Source organism: Curtobacterium sp. C2H10, assembly GCF_025407985.1.
Classification (GTDB): domain Bacteria; phylum Actinomycetota; class Actinomycetes; order Actinomycetales; family Microbacteriaceae; genus Curtobacterium.
This window is the reverse complement of sequence record NZ_JABXGF010000038.1, coordinates 18,113-35,408: the sequence shown is the minus strand read 5'-3', so window position 1 is coordinate 35,408 and position 17,296 is coordinate 18,113. Positions and strand designations below refer to the sequence as shown.

General features: G+C 72.1%; 15 protein-coding genes. 7 read left to right on the top strand and 8 right to left on the bottom strand.

The window, feature by feature from the left end; translation table 11 throughout:
• The first annotated feature begins 91 nt into the window (after positions 1–91).
• Genes purU through nagA form a run of 3 tightly spaced genes read left to right on the top strand, consistent with a single transcriptional unit; the run spans position 92 to position 2,545 of the window.
• Entirely contained in the window at positions 92–970 is an 879-nt protein-coding gene (purU, locus tag HWD93_RS13470; RefSeq protein WP_071302110.1) for a formyltetrahydrofolate deformylase, read from the top strand.
• Between the two features lie 7 nt (positions 971–977).
• Positions 978–1,376, top strand: a complete 399-nt coding sequence (locus tag HWD93_RS13465; RefSeq protein ID WP_261647086.1) for a YrdB family protein — start codon at positions 978–980, stop codon at positions 1,374–1,376.
• A complete protein-coding gene (nagA, locus tag HWD93_RS13460; RefSeq protein WP_261647085.1) occupies positions 1,373–2,545 on the top strand; it encodes an N-acetylglucosamine-6-phosphate deacetylase in 1,173 nt (390 codons plus the stop codon). The genes HWD93_RS13465 and nagA overlap by 4 nt, the downstream gene beginning before the upstream one ends.
• A 12-nt stretch (positions 2,546–2,557) precedes the next feature.
• Here nagA and HWD93_RS13455 read toward each other — a convergent pair whose 3' ends face one another.
• On the bottom strand, positions 2,558–5,014 hold the full coding sequence (locus tag HWD93_RS13455; protein ID WP_261647084.1) for a GH92 family glycosyl hydrolase: 2,457 nt from the start codon (positions 5,012–5,014) through the stop codon (positions 2,558–2,560).
• 109 nt (positions 5,015–5,123) lie between these two features.
• On the opposite strand from HWD93_RS13455, the gene HWD93_RS13450 reads away from it, so the two are divergent.
• Positions 5,124–5,789, top strand: coding sequence for a hypothetical protein (locus HWD93_RS13450; RefSeq protein ID WP_261647083.1), 666 nt, complete (start codon positions 5,124–5,126; stop codon positions 5,787–5,789).
• Between the two features lie 36 nt (positions 5,790–5,825).
• Positions 5,826–7,013, top strand: a complete 1,188-nt coding sequence (locus HWD93_RS13445) for a MalY/PatB family protein (RefSeq protein WP_261647082.1) — start codon at positions 5,826–5,828, stop codon at positions 7,011–7,013.
• Between the two features lie 9 nt (positions 7,014–7,022).
• On the opposite strand, the gene nagB is transcribed toward HWD93_RS13445, so the two are convergent.
• Positions 7,023–7,811, bottom strand: coding sequence for a glucosamine-6-phosphate deaminase (gene nagB / locus HWD93_RS13440; RefSeq protein WP_374115169.1), 789 nt, complete (start codon positions 7,809–7,811; stop codon positions 7,023–7,025).
• A 58-nt stretch (positions 7,812–7,869) separates the two neighbouring features.
• Between nagB and HWD93_RS13435 the strand changes: the two genes are divergently transcribed.
• Positions 7,870–8,349, top strand: coding sequence for an NUDIX domain-containing protein (locus tag HWD93_RS13435; protein ID WP_261647080.1), 480 nt, complete (start codon positions 7,870–7,872; stop codon positions 8,347–8,349).
• A 60-nt stretch (positions 8,350–8,409) separates the two neighbouring features.
• On the opposite strand, the gene HWD93_RS13430 is transcribed toward HWD93_RS13435, so the two are convergent.
• The 4 genes from HWD93_RS13430 to HWD93_RS13415 are packed head-to-tail and all read right to left on the bottom strand — an operon-like array spanning position 8,410 to position 12,507.
• Positions 8,410–9,480: an ABC transporter ATP-binding protein gene (locus HWD93_RS13430; protein ID WP_070417767.1), complete on the bottom strand. Its 1,071-nt coding sequence runs from the start codon at positions 9,478–9,480 to the stop codon at positions 8,410–8,412.
• On the bottom strand, positions 9,477–10,376 hold the full coding sequence (locus HWD93_RS13425; RefSeq protein WP_261647079.1) for an ABC transporter permease: 900 nt from the start codon (positions 10,374–10,376) through the stop codon (positions 9,477–9,479). Before HWD93_RS13425 ends, HWD93_RS13430 begins: the two co-directional genes overlap by 4 nt.
• The gene (locus HWD93_RS13420) at positions 10,373–11,359 is read right to left on the bottom strand and encodes an ABC transporter permease subunit (protein ID WP_261647078.1); all 987 of its coding nucleotides are present in this window, start codon (positions 11,357–11,359) and stop codon (positions 10,373–10,375) included. Before HWD93_RS13420 ends, HWD93_RS13425 begins: the two co-directional genes overlap by 4 nt.
• 5 nt (positions 11,360–11,364) lie before the next feature.
• Entirely contained in the window at positions 11,365–12,507 is a 1,143-nt protein-coding gene (locus tag HWD93_RS13415) for an ABC transporter substrate-binding protein (protein WP_070417766.1), read from the bottom strand.
• A 219-nt stretch (positions 12,508–12,726) separates the two neighbouring features.
• Here HWD93_RS13415 and HWD93_RS13410 point away from each other — a divergent pair, with 219 nt between their 5' ends.
• Positions 12,727–13,173, top strand: a complete 447-nt coding sequence (locus HWD93_RS13410; RefSeq protein ID WP_071302117.1) for a YdeI/OmpD-associated family protein — start codon at positions 12,727–12,729, stop codon at positions 13,171–13,173.
• 94 nt (positions 13,174–13,267) lie between these two features.
• Here HWD93_RS13410 and HWD93_RS13405 read toward each other — a convergent pair whose 3' ends face one another.
• On the bottom strand, positions 13,268–16,381 hold the full coding sequence (locus HWD93_RS13405; RefSeq protein WP_261647077.1) for a glycoside hydrolase family 38 C-terminal domain-containing protein: 3,114 nt from the start codon (positions 16,379–16,381) through the stop codon (positions 13,268–13,270).
• A gap of 31 nt (positions 16,382–16,412) precedes the next feature.
• The gene (locus tag HWD93_RS13400; RefSeq protein ID WP_181015180.1) at positions 16,413–17,243 is read right to left on the bottom strand and encodes a carbohydrate ABC transporter permease; all 831 of its coding nucleotides are present in this window, start codon (positions 17,241–17,243) and stop codon (positions 16,413–16,415) included.
• Positions 17,244–17,296: the final 53 nt, after the last annotated feature.

Here is a 17,296-nt window from a genome sequence, read left to right as displayed (position 1 = left end):
CGCCGCGCCCGCGCGACCGGCGGCGGGCCGCAGGCCGACCGGCGGGGCCGCGCCGCGCCTCCCGACAGCCCGATCCCGGTAGCCTGATCCGGTGACCGACCCGACCGCCCCGAGCGAGCAGACCCCCACGCACTGGACCCTCACGCTGGTCTGCGACGACCAGCCCGGGATCGTGCACGCCGTCTCCGGAGCCGTCGTCGCCGCGAGCGGGAACATCACCGAGTCGCAGCAGTTCTCGAGCGTCGACACGAACACGTTCTTCATGCGCCTCCAGGTCATGGCCCCCGTCGACCGCACCACGTTCGAGGCCGCGCTCGCCCCTGTCGCCGAGCGCTACGACGCCCGCGTCCAGCTCGACGTCGTCGGCCGGCCGCTGCGCACCCTCGTCCTCGTGTCGAAGGCCGGACACTGCCTGAACGACCTGCTCTACCGGCAGCGCGGCGGACAGCTCCCGATCGAGGTGCCGCTCGTGCTCTCGAACCACGCGGACCTCTCCGAGCTCGCGTCGTTCTACTCCGTGCCGTTCGAGCACCGGCCGGTGACGGACGCCGCGAGCAAGCAGGAGATGGAGCGCCGGGTGCTGCAGGCGGTCGAGGAGCACGACATCGAGCTCGTCGTCCTCGCCCGGTACATGCAGATCCTCTCGCCGGAGCTGTGCGCCGCGCTCGAGGGTCGCGCGGTGAACATCCACCACTCGTTCCTGCCGGGCTTCAAGGGCGCCAACCCCTACCGGCAGGCGCACGCCCGCGGGGTCAAGCTCATCGGTGCGACGGCGCACTTCGTGACGAGCGACCTCGACGAGGGCCCGATCATCGAGCAGAACGTCGTCCGCGTGGACCACACGAAGGACCCCGCTGAGCTGGTCTCGATCGGCCAGGACGAGGAGTCCCGCACGCTCACCCAGGCGGTGCGCTGGATCGCCGAGGACCGTGTCCTCCTCGACGGCGCCCGCACCATCATCTTCAAGTAGGCACCGCATGTCAGCACCGCAGTCCCCCGTCGATTGGGGCGACACCCCGGACCCGCACGCCATCCGCCCGCGGAGGCTCGACGGCTGGACGGTGCTCCGCATCCTGGTGTGCGCCTTCGGCCTGGTCTCGTTGGCGTACTGGGGCTACATCGCGTGGCCGTTCCCGATGCCCGGCATCCTGTTCATGATCGGCACGCCGGTGTTCGCCGCGGTGGTCTGGTACCTGTTCCGGTCGCAAGCGTCGCCGATCGAGACCGACATCGTCGGCAAGACCATCGTCGAGGTCGCCCTCGTGATCGCGGCCGGCGGGTGCTGGATCTCGATCGGGCACCCGGTGGTGGGGCTGGTCTTCATCCTCGTGGCGGCCCTGTCGGGCGTGGTGCAGTTCCGCAAGGAGACCCGGTGAACGGCGGCGCGTCCGTCGGCCAGGAGGCGCGGCGCACGCTGATCCGCTCTGCCCACGTGGTCGACGCGGCCGGCTCCACCGCGGACGGTTGGGTCCTCGTCGTCGGTGACACGATCCACGCGGTCGGCTCCGGCCCCGAGGCACCGGCGGCGACCTCGGTGCACGAGGTCGTGGACCTCGGCGACGCCGTCCTGACGCCCGGCTTCATCGACCTGCACGGCCACGGCGGCGGCGGCACCGCGTACGAGGACGACTCGATCGCGGCCGCCCTCGAGGTCCACCGGTCGCACGGCACGACCCGCTCGGTCCTGTCCCTCGTCGCGAACCCGGTCCCCGCGCTGACCGCCTCGCTCGACCGCATCCGCACGGTGATGGCCGACGACCCGCTCGTGCTCGGCGTCCACCTCGAGGGACCCTTCCTCTCCCCGCACAACAAGGGCGCCCACAACGAGTCGTTCCTGATCGACCCGGCGCCCGGTCCGGTCGCGGACCTGCTCGAGGCCGGCGACGGCGTCGTCCGCCAGGTCACCATCGCGCCGGAGCTCGCCGGCGCCCTCGACGCGACCGAACGGTTCGTCGCCGCGGGCGTCACCGTCGCCGTCGGCCACACGGTCGGCACGTACGACCAGGCCCGGGCAGCGTTCGACGCCGGCGCGACCCTGCTCACGCACGCGTTCAACGCCATGCCGGGCATCCACCACCGTGCTCCGGGGCCGATCGCGGCCGCCGTGGCCGACGACCGCGTGACGCTCGAGCTCATCCTCGACGGCGTGCACGTGCACCCGTCCGTGGCGTCGATGCTGCTGCGTGCGGCACCGGGCCGGGTCGCCCTCATCACCGACGCCATGGGCGCTGCCGGTGCGGCCGACGGCTCGTACACGCTCGGGTCCCTCGCCGTGACCGTGACGGACGGGATCGCGCACGTCGCGGGGACGGACACCATCGCGGGGTCGACGCTGACGCAGGACGTGGCGCTGCGGAACGCCGTGACCCTCGCGGGACAGACGCTGCCGGAAGCCGTGGCGGCGCTGACCAGCGTGCCGGCGGCGGCGCTGGGGCTCGGCGACCGGCTGGGTCGGCTCGCGCCGGGGTACGCCGCCGACCTCGTGGCGTTGTCGCCGTCGTTCGAGGTCCGCCGCGTCTGGGGTGCCGGGCGGCCGCTCCGCTGATCGCCGCGGTGCCTACCGGTCGACCGGCCGGCCCCGCACCCCGCTCGCCCACGACGTGTCCGCCGTGTCCCCGACCCGCAGCGACAGCGTCCCACCGCGGGTCACGAACGACGCCGGCACCCAGGACCTCTCGAGCGTCCGGCCGTCCAGGCGTGCACCGTGGACGTACGGCTCCGTGCCGGAGGACCGGACGACGATCCGCTCCCCGCTCGACCGCCGGATGTCGACCGTGCTGAACGTCGGGCTGCCGATGAGCATCTCCGCCCGCCCCGGCGTCTGCGGGAACAACCCGATCGACGCGAAGACGTACCAGGCGCTCATCGTGCCGAGGTCGTCGTTGCCCGGCAGCCCGCTCGGCCCGGTCGTGTAGGCGTCGTCGACGACCCGACGCACGGTCTCCTGCGTCTTCCACGGCTTGCCGAGCGCGTTGTACATCCACGGCGTGTGGATGTCGGGCTCGTTGGTCGGGTCGAACTTCGTGGGGTCACCACCGGTCACCGCGAACGCGCCCGAGCTGTCGTGGAAGAAGGCGTCCAGGCGAGCCGCAGCGGCATCGTCTCCGCCCAGCGCGGTCGACAGCCCGTGCACGTCCTGCGGCACGAGCCACGTGTACTGCGCACTCGTCCCCTGCGCGAACCCGGTGCCGGTCGAGGGGGACCAGTCCGGCGTCCACGACCCGTCGGCCTGGCGAGCGGCCTGGTACCCGACGGCCGGGTTGAACGTGTTCTTCCAGTAGGTCCCGCGCTCCGCGAACATCCGGGCATCCGAGCGAAGCCCCAGCGACGAGGCCCAGTACCCGAGCGCACTGTCGGAGATCGAGTCCTCGAGGGTCTCGGCCGCACCACCCCAGCACGAGCAGTCGTCGTTCGCCGCGTAGTGCCGCTGCAGGTACTCGTCGAGCGCCGGCCGCTGCGCCAGGCACTGGCCCGGGCAGCCGATGTCGCTTTCGGCGTCGGCGTTCTCGACGGTCGCCTGCTGCTTCAGCGAGGCGTAGGCGGCTCGCACGTCGAAGTTCCGGACACCCATGGCGTACCAGGTGGCGAGGGTCGCGGCCGAGGGGTCGCCGGTCATGACGTGCGTCGGCGCACCGAGGTGGAGCCAGCGGTCCCACACGCCGCCGTTCTGCTCGGCGAACCGCAGCATCGACTGCGCCATGTCGCCGGCGACGTCCGGTCGCAGCAGTGCGAGCAGTTGGATCTGCGCCCGGTACTGGTCCCACCCGGAGTACGTGCCGTAGACGGCCCGGTGGCCCCGGTCCATCCGGTGCACCCGCTGGTCCGGCCCGAGGTAGCGGCCGTCACGGTCGTTCAGGGTGTTCGGCTGCATGAGCGCGTGGTACACGGACGTGTAGAGCTGGGTGGTCCGGTCCGCCGTGCCGCCACCGACGCGCAGGCGCGACAGTTCGCGGTTCCAGGAGGCGCGGGTGCCGGCCGCCACGCTGGCGACGGTCGAGCGCGGGGTCACCTCGCCGTCGCGGTTCGCGACGGCTCCTGCCGCGCTCACGTACGAGATGCCGATCTTCGCGTGCACCGTCGCACCGCGACGCGCGTCGAACCCGACCCACGCGCCGGAGCCGCGTCCGGCACGGTCGGCGCCGGTCAGGTAGCCCTCCCCGCCGGAGGAGGACGTGCCTCCTGGCCGGACCGTGCCGTCCTGCCAGGTGCCGGTGCTCGTGAACGCCCGGTCGAAGGTCGCCGTGAAGAACAGGCGGTAGTAGCTGCGGCGGTCGGGGTTCGTGGCCCCGCCCCCGTTCGCACGGCGGCTGCAGAAGCCGCCGGTCAGGACGCTGCCGCTGACCGTGCGCGTCCGTGCGTCGACGCGGGTGGTCGCCGCCTCGCTGCCGTTGATCGAGTTCGACGTGCGGAAGAGCAGGTTCGCGTCCTTGCCGGCCGGGAACGCGAACTCGCCGACGCCGGCACGCGTGGTGACGGCGAGGTCGGTGCGGACGCCGTTGTCGAGGCGGACCGTGTAGCGGCCGGGGCTCGCGGACTCGTCGTCGTGCGAGTAGCCGGCGGCGTAGACCGCGTCGGTGGAGTCGGACGACGGCGAGGTCGTGACCGGTGTGGTGACGGGCATGATCGGCACGTCACCGGCGGCACCCGGCGCGCAGCCGGCACCGTTCAGGTGCGTCAGGCTGAATCCCCGCAGTCGGTCGACGTCGTACGAGTAGCCGTTCGCGACCGGGGTCGAGGTCTGGTCGCCCGCGGTGCCGGTGGGGCTCCACTGGAGCATGCCGAACGGAGCTGTCGCGCCGGGCCAGGTGTTGCCGTCACCGCTCGTGCCGATGAACGGGTCGACGTACCGGGCGGGGTCGGAGACGGTCCGGGCCGCCTGTCCTGCCTGCCCGGACGACGAGGCGACGGCCGGTGCGGCGACCATCCCCGTCCCGAGCAGCGCGGCGATCGTGGCCACCGCGGCGAGCGGCAGCGGGCGGAGGAGCGGGCGACGGTGCACGCGGGAACGGTTCACGCCCGCGACGCTAGACCCCTCGGACGGGGGACGCGCGATCGGTCACCGAGCGCTCCCCTGCTGTTCACGTCGATCGGCCGCCCCGCCCGCGCCTGCTTGGATGGACGCCATGCAGCACGGGGGCGAGCACGCGCCGGGCGGTCGACGTCGCCCACCGCGGGCGATCGTCCTCGTGATGGCCGAGTACGGCGTCGGGGACTCGCCGCTCTGGTACCGCGGATCCTCCGAGGACGTCGGCCTCGTCGACGCGGGCGCGGACGCCCTCGGCCTCAGCGCTGCCCTGCGGCACGACCTCGAGGCGTGGAACGACGTGTTCGACGCGCTGAGCGGGACGTCGTTCGAGTGGCCCTCGGCCGCCGTCCGTGACGCCCACCGGGTCGACGCGTTCACGCTCGCGAGCAGGGTGCAGCTCGAAGTCGGTGACGACGTCCACGTCTGGTGCGGCGCCGGCGGCGGGATCGACACCTTCCCGGTCGCGCACCCCGTCGTGGTGGCGCCCGCCGACCGCGTCGGCACCGAGGTCGAGTCCTGGAACGGCCGCCGCCGCGCCGAGGTCCTGTCCGCGCGCGCCGCCGGGCTCCGCGAGGGCACCGCGCGCGCGATCGTCGGGTGGCGAGCGCTGACCGAGCGGGCCGGGGGTCCGTTCGGTGACGCGGAGACCCGAGCACTGGGACTCCGCACGGCAGCACGCATACAGGGCGACGTCGGCGTCCGCGCGCAGGTGGTGTCCTTCACGGGCGCGAGCGGACCGTACACCCTCGCCGACGTCGACTGAGGTCCAGATCACACCCTCCGCTGCGAGGATGGCCCCATGAGCGTCATGGTCTCCCTCTTCGATGCGCACCGCACCCGCACCAGCGAGAAGTACACGGCCTACCCGCCGGACGTGCTGCCGATGTTCGTCGCCGAGATGGACAGCATGCTCGCCGAACCCGTGCGGGACGCCCTCGTTGCCGCGGTCACGAACGGCGACACCGGGTACGTCGGGCACGGCCGGGCACTCCCCGAGGCGTTCGCCGACTTCGCCGAGGCCCGCTGGTCGTGGCGCCTCGACCCGGACCTCGTGCGGACCACCACGGACGTCTCGGTGGCTGCGGTGGAGACGCTCCGCCGGGTCATCGAGCCCGGGGACCAGGTCGTCATCATGCCGCCCGTGTACCCGCCGTTCTGGGAGTACGTCGCCGAGGCCGGTGGCTCCGTGACCGAGGTCCCGCTGCTCGCACCCGAGGGCACGGCGGACCCGTTCGACACGACGGCCGGGTGGCGGATGGACCTCGACGGGATCGGCCGGGCGTTCGCGGACGGGGCCCGCACGGTGCTGCTCTGCAACCCGCACAACCCCCTCGGACTCGTCCACACCCGCGAGGACCTCGCCGCCCTCGCCCGACTCGCCGCCGAGTGGGACGCCGTGGTCGTCTCGGACGAGATCCACGCGCCGCTCGTGCACGCGGACGCGACGTTCACGCCCTTCCTCGACTCCTGCCCCGAGGCCGCGGAGCTCGGGGTCACCCTGACGAGCGCGAGCAAGGCGTGGAACCTCGCGGGGACGAAGTGCGCCCTGATGGTCGGCACCTCCGAGCGTGCCCGCGCCTGGTTCGACGGCATGCCCGGCGAGGTGGTCGAGCGCACCGGGATCCTCGGGTACACCGCGAGCGTGGCGGCGTTCAGCGAGGGCGGACCCTGGCTCGCGTCGCTGCTGACCGAGCTCGCCGCGAACCGCCGCACCCTGGCCGAGCGACTCGGTGACGTGCTGCCCGGCACCGGGTACCGGCAGCCGCAGGCGTCCTACTTGGCGTGGCTCGACCTGCGGGCGCTCCCGTGGGGTGACGACCCCGCAGCCCTGCTCGTCGACGAGGCGAAGGTCGCGCTCGGCAGCGGACCGGACTTCGGACGCCAGGGGGCCGGGTTCGCGCGACTCAACTTCGGGTGCTCGGCGGAGACCCTCGACGACGGACTCAGCCGCCTGCACACCGCGTTCGAACGACGTGCAGGCGGCTGATCCGCGGCCCTACTCGAACAGCTGCCAGGCCGGCTTGTTCGCGTACGTGTACGTGTAGTAATCGGCGAGCTTGAGGCCCACCGCGGCTTCCTCGTCGACGACGACGGTGGCGTGCTCGTGCAGCTGCAGCGCGGACCCGGGGACGAACGACGACAGCGGCCCCTCGACCGCGGCGGCCACGGCGTCGGCCTTCGACGAGCCCTGGGCGACGAGGACGAGCTCGCGGGCCTCGAGGATGGTGCCGAGCCCCTGCGTCATGCAGTGCGTCGGGACCTGGTCGAGGCTGTCGAAGAACCGGGCGTTGGCCTCGCGCGTGGACGGGGCGAGGGTCTTGATGCGCGTGCGGGACGCGAACGACGACGTCGGCTCGTTGAACCCGATGTGCCCGTTCGCGCCGATCCCGAGGATCTGCACGTCGACCCCGCCCGCGGCACGGATCGCGGCGTCGTACTCCTTCGCCGCGAACTCGAGGTCGGACGCGCGGCCGTCCGGGACCCGGACGCGGGAGGGCTCGAACCCGAGCGGATCGATGACGTCACGCTGGATCACCGAGGCGTACGACTCGGGGTGCTCGAGCGGGATGCCGACGTACTCGTCGAGGGCGAACGCGCGGGCCTCGGCGAACGAGATCTCCCCCGCGTCGACACGACGCTGCAGGTCGGCGTAGATGCCCTGCGGGCTGGACCCGGTGGCGACACCGATGACGGCGGACGGCTTCTTCGCGACGACGGAGGCGATCTTGGCCGCGGCGACGCGACCGACCTCAGCCGGCGTGGGCAGGATGATGATCTCCACGATGACAGCCTACTGGTCATGACCAGTCCGCGACAGGGTCCCGTGTCGGTAGCGTGGCGGCATGCCCACGCCTGACTTCGTCCTGTCCCTCCGCTCGAAGATCGGGAACGAGCCGCTCTGGCTCACCGGGGTCACCGCCGTCGTGACGCGCGGCGAGGGCCCGGACCGTGAGCTCCTCGTCGTGCGCCGGGCCGACAACCACGCGTTCACGCCGGTCACCGGCATCGTCGACCCCGGCGAGGAACCCGCGGTCGCCGCCGAACGCGAGGTCCTCGAGGAAGCCGACGTCGTCGCCGTCGCCGAGCGCCTCGCGTGGGTGCAGGTGCTGCCGGAGATGACCTACCCGAACGGTGACCGGGCGCAGTACCTCGACCTGGTGTTCGCCTGCCGGTACGTCTCCGGGGAACCCTTCCCCGCCGACGGTGAGAACACCGAGGCCTTCTGGGCGCGGCTCGACGCGCTGCCGGACATGCCCGCGACCATGCGGGCGCGGATCGAGGCGGCCCTGTCCGACGACCCGGCCGCGCGCTTCCAGCGCTGAACTGACGGACGGGAGGCGCGGTGCGGGCCCGCACCGCGCCTCCCGTCCGTCAGTTGGCGGCTACGCGAGCGGGGCGACCGCCACGGGCGCGCCGAGCAGGCGCACGGCGACGGCCTCGCCGGCCGCACGACGGTCGCCGACCTCGTGCTGCACCGTCACCACGGTGTCGTCGTCGAGCCGGACCGTGGTGCGCCGGATCGACCCGAGGAAGCTCGAAGCCACGACCGTGCCGGTGACGCCCTCCGAGGCGAAGGCGACGTCCTCCGGGCGGACGTAGGCGAGCACCGGGCCGTCCGGCACCGAGGCGTCGAGCGCCGGGACGCTGAACCCGTAGACGAACACGTCGCCGCCACGCAGGTCCCCGCGGAGCCGGTTCGACTGCCCGACGAAGTCCGCCGTGAACGCCGAGGACGGGGACCGGTAGAGCTCCTCGGGCGTGCCGATCTGCTCGATGTCGCCGGCGTTCATCACCGCGATGCGGTCCGAGACGGCGAGCGCCTCCTCCTGGTCGTGGGTGACGAACACGGTCGTGATGCCGAGGTCGCTCTGGATGCGGCGGATCTCGTCGCGGAGGGAGACCCGCACCTTGGCGTCGAGCGCGGACAGCGGCTCGTCGAGCAGGAGCACGCGGGGGCGGGTGACCAGGGCCCGGGCGAGGGCGACGCGCTGCTGCTGGCCACCGGAGAGCTGGTGCGGGTAGCGGTCGGCGAACTCGGCGAGGTGCACCATGTCGAGCGCGTCGATGACCTGCTCGCGGCGCGCGGCGGCGGGGACCCGGCGCATCTCCAGGCCGAACGCGACGTTCTGCCGCACCGTCATGTGCGGGAACAGCGAGTACTGCTGGAACACCATGCCGATGTCCCGCTTGTCCACCGGGGTGCCCGCGACGTCGACGCCGTCGATGCGGATGGAGCCGGCGTCGATGGCCTCGAGGCCGGCGAGCGCCCGGAGCGCGGTCGTCTTGCCGCAGCCCGAGGGCCCGAGCAGCGACACGAACTCGCCGGGTTCGATGCGGAGCGACAGGCCGGCGAGGGCACGGTGCGCGCCGTAGTGCTTCTCGACGCCGTGCAGCTCGACGGTCGCGCCGTCGGTGGCGAGCGATGCGGGGGCGGCGGGGGCGGTGACGGTCATGCGGACTCCTTCGGGGCACGGCGACGGCGGGAGCCGACCCGGCCGATGACGACGAGCAGCACGAATCCGAAGACGAGTGCGCCCAGCGAGAAGATCGCGGCGACGTAGGGGTCGGTCGACTGCACGAGCAGGAGCGCAGTCTGGAACGTCGTGCGGGAGAGGAACGAGGCGAGGGTGTACTCGCCGAGGACGACCGTGATGGTCAGGAAGCAGGCGGCGGTGATGCCGCGGCGGAGGTTCGGCAGGAGCACCCGCCACGTGACGGTCCACCACGACGCGCCGAGGGATCGGGCGGCCTCGGAGAGCACGGCCATGTCCATCGCGGTGATGGCCGCGGCGATCGGTCGGAACGCGAAGGGCAGCGAGACGATGCCGATCGCGAACGACAGGGTCCACGCGCCCGAGCCGAAGACCTGGGCGACGACCTGGTACACGGGGATGAACCCGACGACGAGGACGACCACGGGGACGGTGATCGGCACGATGCACACGAACTCGAGGACCCGACGGAGCCGCGGGTACCGCAGGGCCGTGATGATCTGGGCCGGCAGCAGGACGAGCAGCACGATCCCCACGGTGATGAGCGCGATGAGCAGGGATGCCCCGAGGCCGTCGAACACCGGCTGGTAGGTCGCGGCGTTCACCGGGTCGACGAGAGCGCCGTAGTGCGCGAGCGTCAGGCTGCCGTCCGTCCCCTGGCGGAAGGTGAACTGCGCGAGGGCGACGAGGGGGACGGCGAACACGAGGCCGACCACGACGAGCACGATCGCGGCGGTGACCCGCGACGGGGCCGCGCCGAAGCGGCCGGGGCGAGCCGCGCCTCCTGGCCGACGACGAGACGACGGGCGCGACTCACCCGACCCGCGCGACGGGCGCACCGGGGCGGCCGCGCTCATCGCTGCCACCTCGATGCCCGACGCTGCAGCAGCGAGTACGCGCCCATCACGATCGCCATCACGACGACCATTCCGAAGGCGAGCACACCGGCGACGTTCTGCAGTCCGATGATCGTCTCGCTCGTGAGCTGCGTGCGGATGGTGAGCGGCACGATCCCGCCCTGGGAGATCAGGGCCGCCGCGGTGGCGAACGACGAGAACCCGTTCGCGAAGAGGAGCAGCAGCGATCCCCAGAACGCCGGCGCGAGCACGGGCAGGCCGATGCGGCGCCAGTACGTCGTGCGGGAGGCGCCGAGGGTGGCGGCGGCTTCACCCCACTGGGTCTTGACGCCCTCGAGGGCGGGCATGAACGTGAGGACCATCAGCGGCACCTGGAAGTAGACGTAGGGGATGACGAGCCCGGGGACCGTGTAGAGGAAGGTGCCCTCGGCGTTGAGGTCGATGTGGAAGACGGACACCAACCACGTCGTGACGAGGCCCTGCGCGCCGATCGTGGCGATGAACGCGAACGCGAGCATGACGCCGCCGAACTGGGCGAGGACGCTCGCGGCGGAGTCGATCACGGACCGGACGAGCCCGTCGGGCCGGAGTGCGGCGAGCGCCCAGCACACGATCGCCCCGACGACGGCACCGATCACGGCGGACACGGCCGACAGGGCGAACGAGCCGCCGAAGGCACGGATGACCGACGGGTCGGCGAACGCGGCGAGGTTGGCGAACGTGAACGCGCCGTCGCTCGTGAAGAAGCCGCTGCCGATCGCGACCACCGCGGGGACCGCGAGGAACAGCAGGACGTAGGCGGCGAACGGGGTGAGGCCGAGCCACGCGATGCCGCCGCGGCGCCGGACACGGGGTCCGGCGACGCGGCGGGCGGTGGCATCGGCCGGCTGCTCGCTCGAGACGAGCGTCGCCCCGGCGACCGGTGCCGATGCGGTGGCGCCCGCCGCGGGGGCGGGCACACCCGGTGCCGATGCGGTGGTCATGCTGTTCAGGAGCCCATCGTCGAGGCCCACTTCGCCGACAGCACCTTCGCCGCGGCGGTGACCTGCTCGTCGGTCAGCTCGACGTAGTCCTTCGGCGCGCCACCGGCGGCGTCGAGGGCGTCCTGGTCGACCTTGCCCGACTTCTCGAGCGCGGCGAGGGTGGACGGGAAGGCGCCGGCCTGGAGGTACAGGTTCTGCACGTCCGGGCTGGCGATGTACTCCTGCCAGAGGCGCGCCGCCGCGGGGTGCGGGGCGTCCTTGTTGATCGCCTGCGAGTAGTACGAGCCGAGGGCCTGGCCCTCGGGTACGACGGTCTTCCAGTTCTTGTTCCCGCTCGCGCCGGCCGCCGGGCCCCACGCGAGGTTGTTGTAGGACCACTGGATCACGACGGGCGTCTCGCCCGAGGCGACGGTCGCCTGCGACGGCAGCACGTTCTGGAAGTTGCCCGCCTGCTTCAGCTTGCCGAAGTAGTCGACGCCCTTCGTGATGTCGTCGGCCGAGCCGCCGTTCTCGAGCGCCGCGAGGTACACCGCCGACGCGGCCTGGTTCGCCTGGGTCGGGTCGCCCGCGATCGAGACCTTGCCCTTGTACTCGGAGCCGAGCAGGTCGTCCAGGTCCTTCGGGGCGTCCGTGATCTTCGACGAGTCGTAGCCGATCGACATCAGGCCCGTGTAGTCGCGGGTCCAGGCGCCGTCCTCGTCCTTGAGGTCCGAGGGGATGTCGCTCCAGTTCGCGACCTTGTAGTCGGTCAGGAGGTCGAGGTTCTGCTGCAGCACGGCGTTGCCGAGGTCGAGCACGTCCGGTGCCGTCGACTGGCCCTTCTGCGACTTCACCGCGGCGACCTCGTCGGCGCTCGAGCCGTTCGGGTTCGCGGAGGTGATCTTGATGCCGTACTTCTTGGTGAAGCCGTCGATGATCTTGCCGTAGTTGGCCCACGACGGCGGCAGCGCGATGACGTTGAGCTGCCCCTCCGCCTTGGCGGCCTTCACGAGGGCGTCCATGCCCCCGGCGGACTCGGCGCTCGTGGCGGTCTTCCAGTCGGTGTCGTCCTTGGTCGTGCTGGCGGAGCTCGTGGCCGAGCAGCCGGCGAGGGTGACGATGGCGGCGGCGGCCAGGGCGATGCCGGCGAGGGTGCGCTTGTGCTGCACGGGGTGTGCCTTTCGGGTGCTGTGGTACGTCGGGGTGGACCGGGGTCCGGGTCCTGGACGATCGTGGACGCGTCCGGTTTCCGGCCAGTGCTGCGGCGGTGAACGGCGGCGGAACAGCGGGTTCGCCTGTACGGTTTCCCTTGTCGGCACAGGCGCCGGCACCGGCGTCGGCCCGCATCGGGCCGGCCCGTCCAGCCCGGTTCAATCCAGGAGGCACGGATGCAGTTCACGACGACCGTCCTGCAGGCGCGGAAGACGGCCACCGGCCTGCCTGTCCCGTCCGACGTCGTCGACGCGCTGGGCGCGGGGCGCCGCCCGCCCGTGGTCGTCACCCTGAACGGCGCCTACACGTACCGGTCGTCGATCGGCGTGATGAACGAGCAGTCCCTCGTCCCGCTGTCGGCGGAGCACCGTGCCGCCTCAGGGGTCGCGGCCGGCGACACCGTCGAGGTCACGATCGAGGTCGACACGCTGCCCCGCGTCGTCGACCTGCCAGAGGACCTCGCATCGGCGCTGCAGGAGGCCGGGGTCCGTGCGGCCTTCGACACGCTGTCGAACTCGCGGCAGCGGGCCCTCGCCGACCCGGTCGTGCAGGCGAAGTCCCCGGAGACCCGGCAGCGCCGCATCGACAAGGCCGTCGAGTCCCTGCGCTCCTCGACGCACTGAGGCGACCCGCGCCTCCCGGACGCAGCACGGCGCCGGACGGAACGCACCCGTGTCCCGTCCGGCGCCGCGGTCCTTCGCGCGCGAGCCCGCTGCCTCAGGCCCGACGCACCCGGAGGGTCACGATCTCGAAGGGCCGGAGCGTGAGCACGACCGGCTCCCCCGACTCCCACGAGTCCCCCAGCGGGCGTTCCAGCAGGTCCGCCGCCGCCACCCCGGCGACGTCGAACCCGAAGTCGACGCCGACGTCGGCCGCGCGACCGCCCGACGCCTCGTAGAGCCGCACGACGACGTCACCGGACCGGTCCTCGGCGAGCTTCACCGCCTCGACGAACACCTGCGGCGACGACACCGTCACGAGCGGGTCGACCGTGGTCGTCCCCTCCACCGTGCGCACCGGCAGGTTGAGCCGGTACCCGGCATCGGCGGCGTCGAGCACCGAGGCGCCCACCCGCAGCACCGTCCGGAACACGTGGTGCCCCTGGTCGGCGTGCGGGTCCGGGAACGTCGGTGCCCGCAGCAGCGACTCCCGGACGAGCGTCGTGGTGCCGCCGTCGTCCCGGGTGCTCCGGGTGATGTCGTGTCCGTAGGTGGAGTCGTTCGCGACGGCGACGCCGAACCCCGGCTCGGCGACGTGCACCCAGCGGTGGGCGCTCGTCTCGAAGCGGGCCATGTCCCACGAGGTGTTCTGGTGGGTCGGGCGGTCGATGTGGCCGAACTGGATCTCGCTCGACGCCGACGCCGCACGGACGTCGAGGGGGAACGCGAGCTTGAGGAGCTTCTGGCGCTCATGCCAGTCGACCTCGGTCACGATCGTCAGCTCGGACTGCCCGGCGACGGCGGAGTACCGGGTGGTGATCGACGACGACCCGAAGGACCGCTGGACGACGAGTTCGTCGCCGGACACCTCGACCGAGGACGCCTCCAGCACCGTGCCGCTGCGCTGGTAGGCGCGGTCGATGTCCCAGGCCTCCCACTGGTTCGGGGTGTCGCGGAACACGGTGTACTCCGCGGCGGCCGCACCCGGGGCGACGGCGTCGCGTCCGGACGCGTGGTCGACGAGCGACACGACGTGACCGGCCGCGTCGATGGTCGCCGTGACGACACCGGTGTCGAACACGAAGCGGTCGCCGTTCCGGACGGGAGGCACGGCTCGCGGTTCGTCGCCCAGCGAACCACCCAGGGCGGTTGCGTCTCCCGCCGCGACCGGCGAGGCGTTGAAGCGCACGACGTTCCCGGTCGAGCCGCTGCCGCCGGCGGCGTCCGCCCCCGACGGTGCGTCCAGCAGGGCGCTGCCACCGACGGACCGAGCGGTGGACGACGCACCGACCCCGGCGAGCGCCGCGGCACCGCCGTTCGCGAGCGCCGTCGTGGCGTTGCCGATCAGGCCCTCGAGCACCCGGGCGACCTCGGCGTAGTTCGCCTCGGCGTTCTCGTAGACCCAGGCGATCGAGGAGCCGGGCAGGATGTCGTGGAACTGCTGCAGGAGCACGGTGTGCCACGCCTGCTCGAGCTCCTCGTACGGGTAGTCGAGTCCGAGTCGGACGGCAGCGGTGGACGCCCAGAGCTCGGCCTCGCGGAGCAGGTGCTCGGAGCGCCGGTTGCCCTGCTTCGTGCGGATCTGGGACGTGTACGTGCCGCGGTGGAACTCGAGGTACATCTCGCCCGACCACACCGCCGGCGTCGGCAGTGCGGCCTCGATCTCCTCGAAGACCTGCGCCGGGGTGCCGAGGTCGACCCGCGGGGACCCGTCGAGGTCGTGCTGGCGTCGGGCGGCGGCGACCATCTCGCGGGTGGGTCCGCCGCCGCCGTCGCCGAAGCCGTAGAGCAGCATCGAGGTGTTCGCGACACCGCGCTCCTTGTTCTGCCGCTCGCCGCGGTGCAGATCCGCGGGGGAGACGTCCGAGTTGTAGGTGTCCGCCGGGGGCAGGTGTGTGAGGACCCGGGAGCCGTCGATGCCCTCCCAGTGGAACGAGGTGTGCGGGATGACGTTCGTCTCGTTCCACGAGGGCTTCTGCGTGACGAACCACTTCGAGCCGGCGGCGCGGACGATCTGCGGCAGGGCTCCGGAGTACCCGAACGAGTCCGGGAGCCATGCCTCGGGGGTGTCGATGCCGAACTCCTCGAGGAAGAACCGCTTGCCGGCGACGAACTGCCGCGCGAGGGCCTCGCCGCCGGGGAGGTTCGTGTCCGACTCGACCCACATGCCGCCGACCGGGATCCACCGGCCCTCGGCGACCCGTTGCTTGATGCGGGCCCAGATCGACGGGTAGCCGTCCCGGATCCAGGCGTACTGCTGCGCCGAGGAGCAGGCGAACGTGAAGTCGGGATCGCGGTCCATCATGTCGAGCACGTTCGAGAAGGTGCGGGCGCACTTCCGGATGGTCTCGCGTACCGGCCAGAGCCACGCCGAGTCGATGTGCGCGTGGCCGACGGCGATCGCCCGGTGCGCGGCGGCGCTGGCCGGCACGGCGAGGACGGGCGCGAGGACCGCTCGTGCGTCGGCGGCCGTCCCGGCGACGTCGTCCGGGTCGAGGGCGTCGGCGGCGCGTTCGAGCACGCGCAGGACGTCCGCGCCGCGGGTGCCGTCGGTGGGCAGCTCGGCCATCAGGCCGCGGAGGACCCAGAAGTCCTGCTGGAGCTCCCACACGGTGTCGTCCCGCTCGACGATCTCGAGCGCCTTCACCTTGTAGATCGGCTTCGTCCCGGCCGTGGAGCGCGACCCGAGCGGGGTCGCCCCCTGGAACGAGTCGCCGCCGATGTCCGGGTTCGCCGCGGCCTCGACGTAGAGCTCGAAGGACTCACCGGGACCGACCTCGAGCGGGACGGTGTCGTTCTTCGGCTCGATGCCCTTGACGGTCGTGCCGTCCGGCCGCCACGCGAGTCCCTCGGCCTGGAACCCGGGGTGGCGCTTCGTGAAGCCGAGGTCGACCCGGAGCTCCGCCGTGGTGCCCGGCGCCGTCCCGAAGTCCTCCGGCACGGTGCCGCGGATCCGGAACCAGGTGGTCCCCCACGGTCGGCCGCCCCAGGAGCCGCCCACCGTGAACGGCTCGTAGTCGGCCGCGACCGCGACGTCGAACGGGACCGGCTCGTCCGGCACGGTCCAGGCGGCGATCTCCACCGGTGCGGACCGGCGCAGGACGGCGGGGTCGATGCGGTCCCGGACGAGCCGGGCGATGCGGGCTTCGACGAGGGGTTCGTCGTGGTGCATGGAGGTGGTTCCTTTCCAGCAGGGACGGGTGTCAGCCCTTGATGCCGCCGGCGAGGGCGTTGCCGCCGCCGAGGCCCCGGGACACGAGCACGTAGAGGGCGATGACGGGCACGGAGTACACGATCGAGAACGCGGCGAGCTGCCCGTACGCCACCGCCCCGTTCTGCCCGAAGAAGTTGAAGATGCTCACCGCGGCGGGCACCTTGTCGGGCGAGAGGAGCAGGACGAAGGGGACGAAGAAGTTCCCCCAGGCCTGGATGAACACGAAGATGAACACCACGGCGATCCCCGGGCGCATGAGCGGGATCACGATGCGGGTCAGGGTCGTCATCATCGAGGCGCCGTCGGTCCACGCCGCTTCCTCGAGTGACACCGGGACCGAGTCCATGAAGTTCTTCGCCATCCAGATCGCCATCGGCAGCGAGGTGGCGGCGAGGAAGAAGATGCAGCCCCACACGTTGTCGATGAGGTTGAGCGACACGAACAGCGCGTAGACCGGCACCATCATGGCGGTGATCGGCAGGCCGGTGCCGAACAGGATGCTGTACAGGAACGGCTTGTTGACCCGCATCTTGTAGCGGGACAGCGGGTAGGCGGCGAGCAGCGCGAACACCACGGTGACGACCGCCGTGCCGCCGGAGAGCAGCAGGCTGTTCGCGAGCGGGATGAACGACAGCTCCGGCGTGAGCACCTTCGTGAAGTTGTCGAGCGTGAACTGCGTCGGCATCTTCACGGACAGCGACGCCTGGGTGTCGACCGACGCGAGGACGAGCCAGAGCAGCGGGACCGCGAAGCACACCGCGATGACGAGCAGCACGACGTTCGACACCCAGCGCATGGTCCGACCCCGCGGGGAGGTCATGTGCAGCGAGCCCGGTGCGGTCACCGAACGGGTGGTGGTCTGGTCGAGGGACG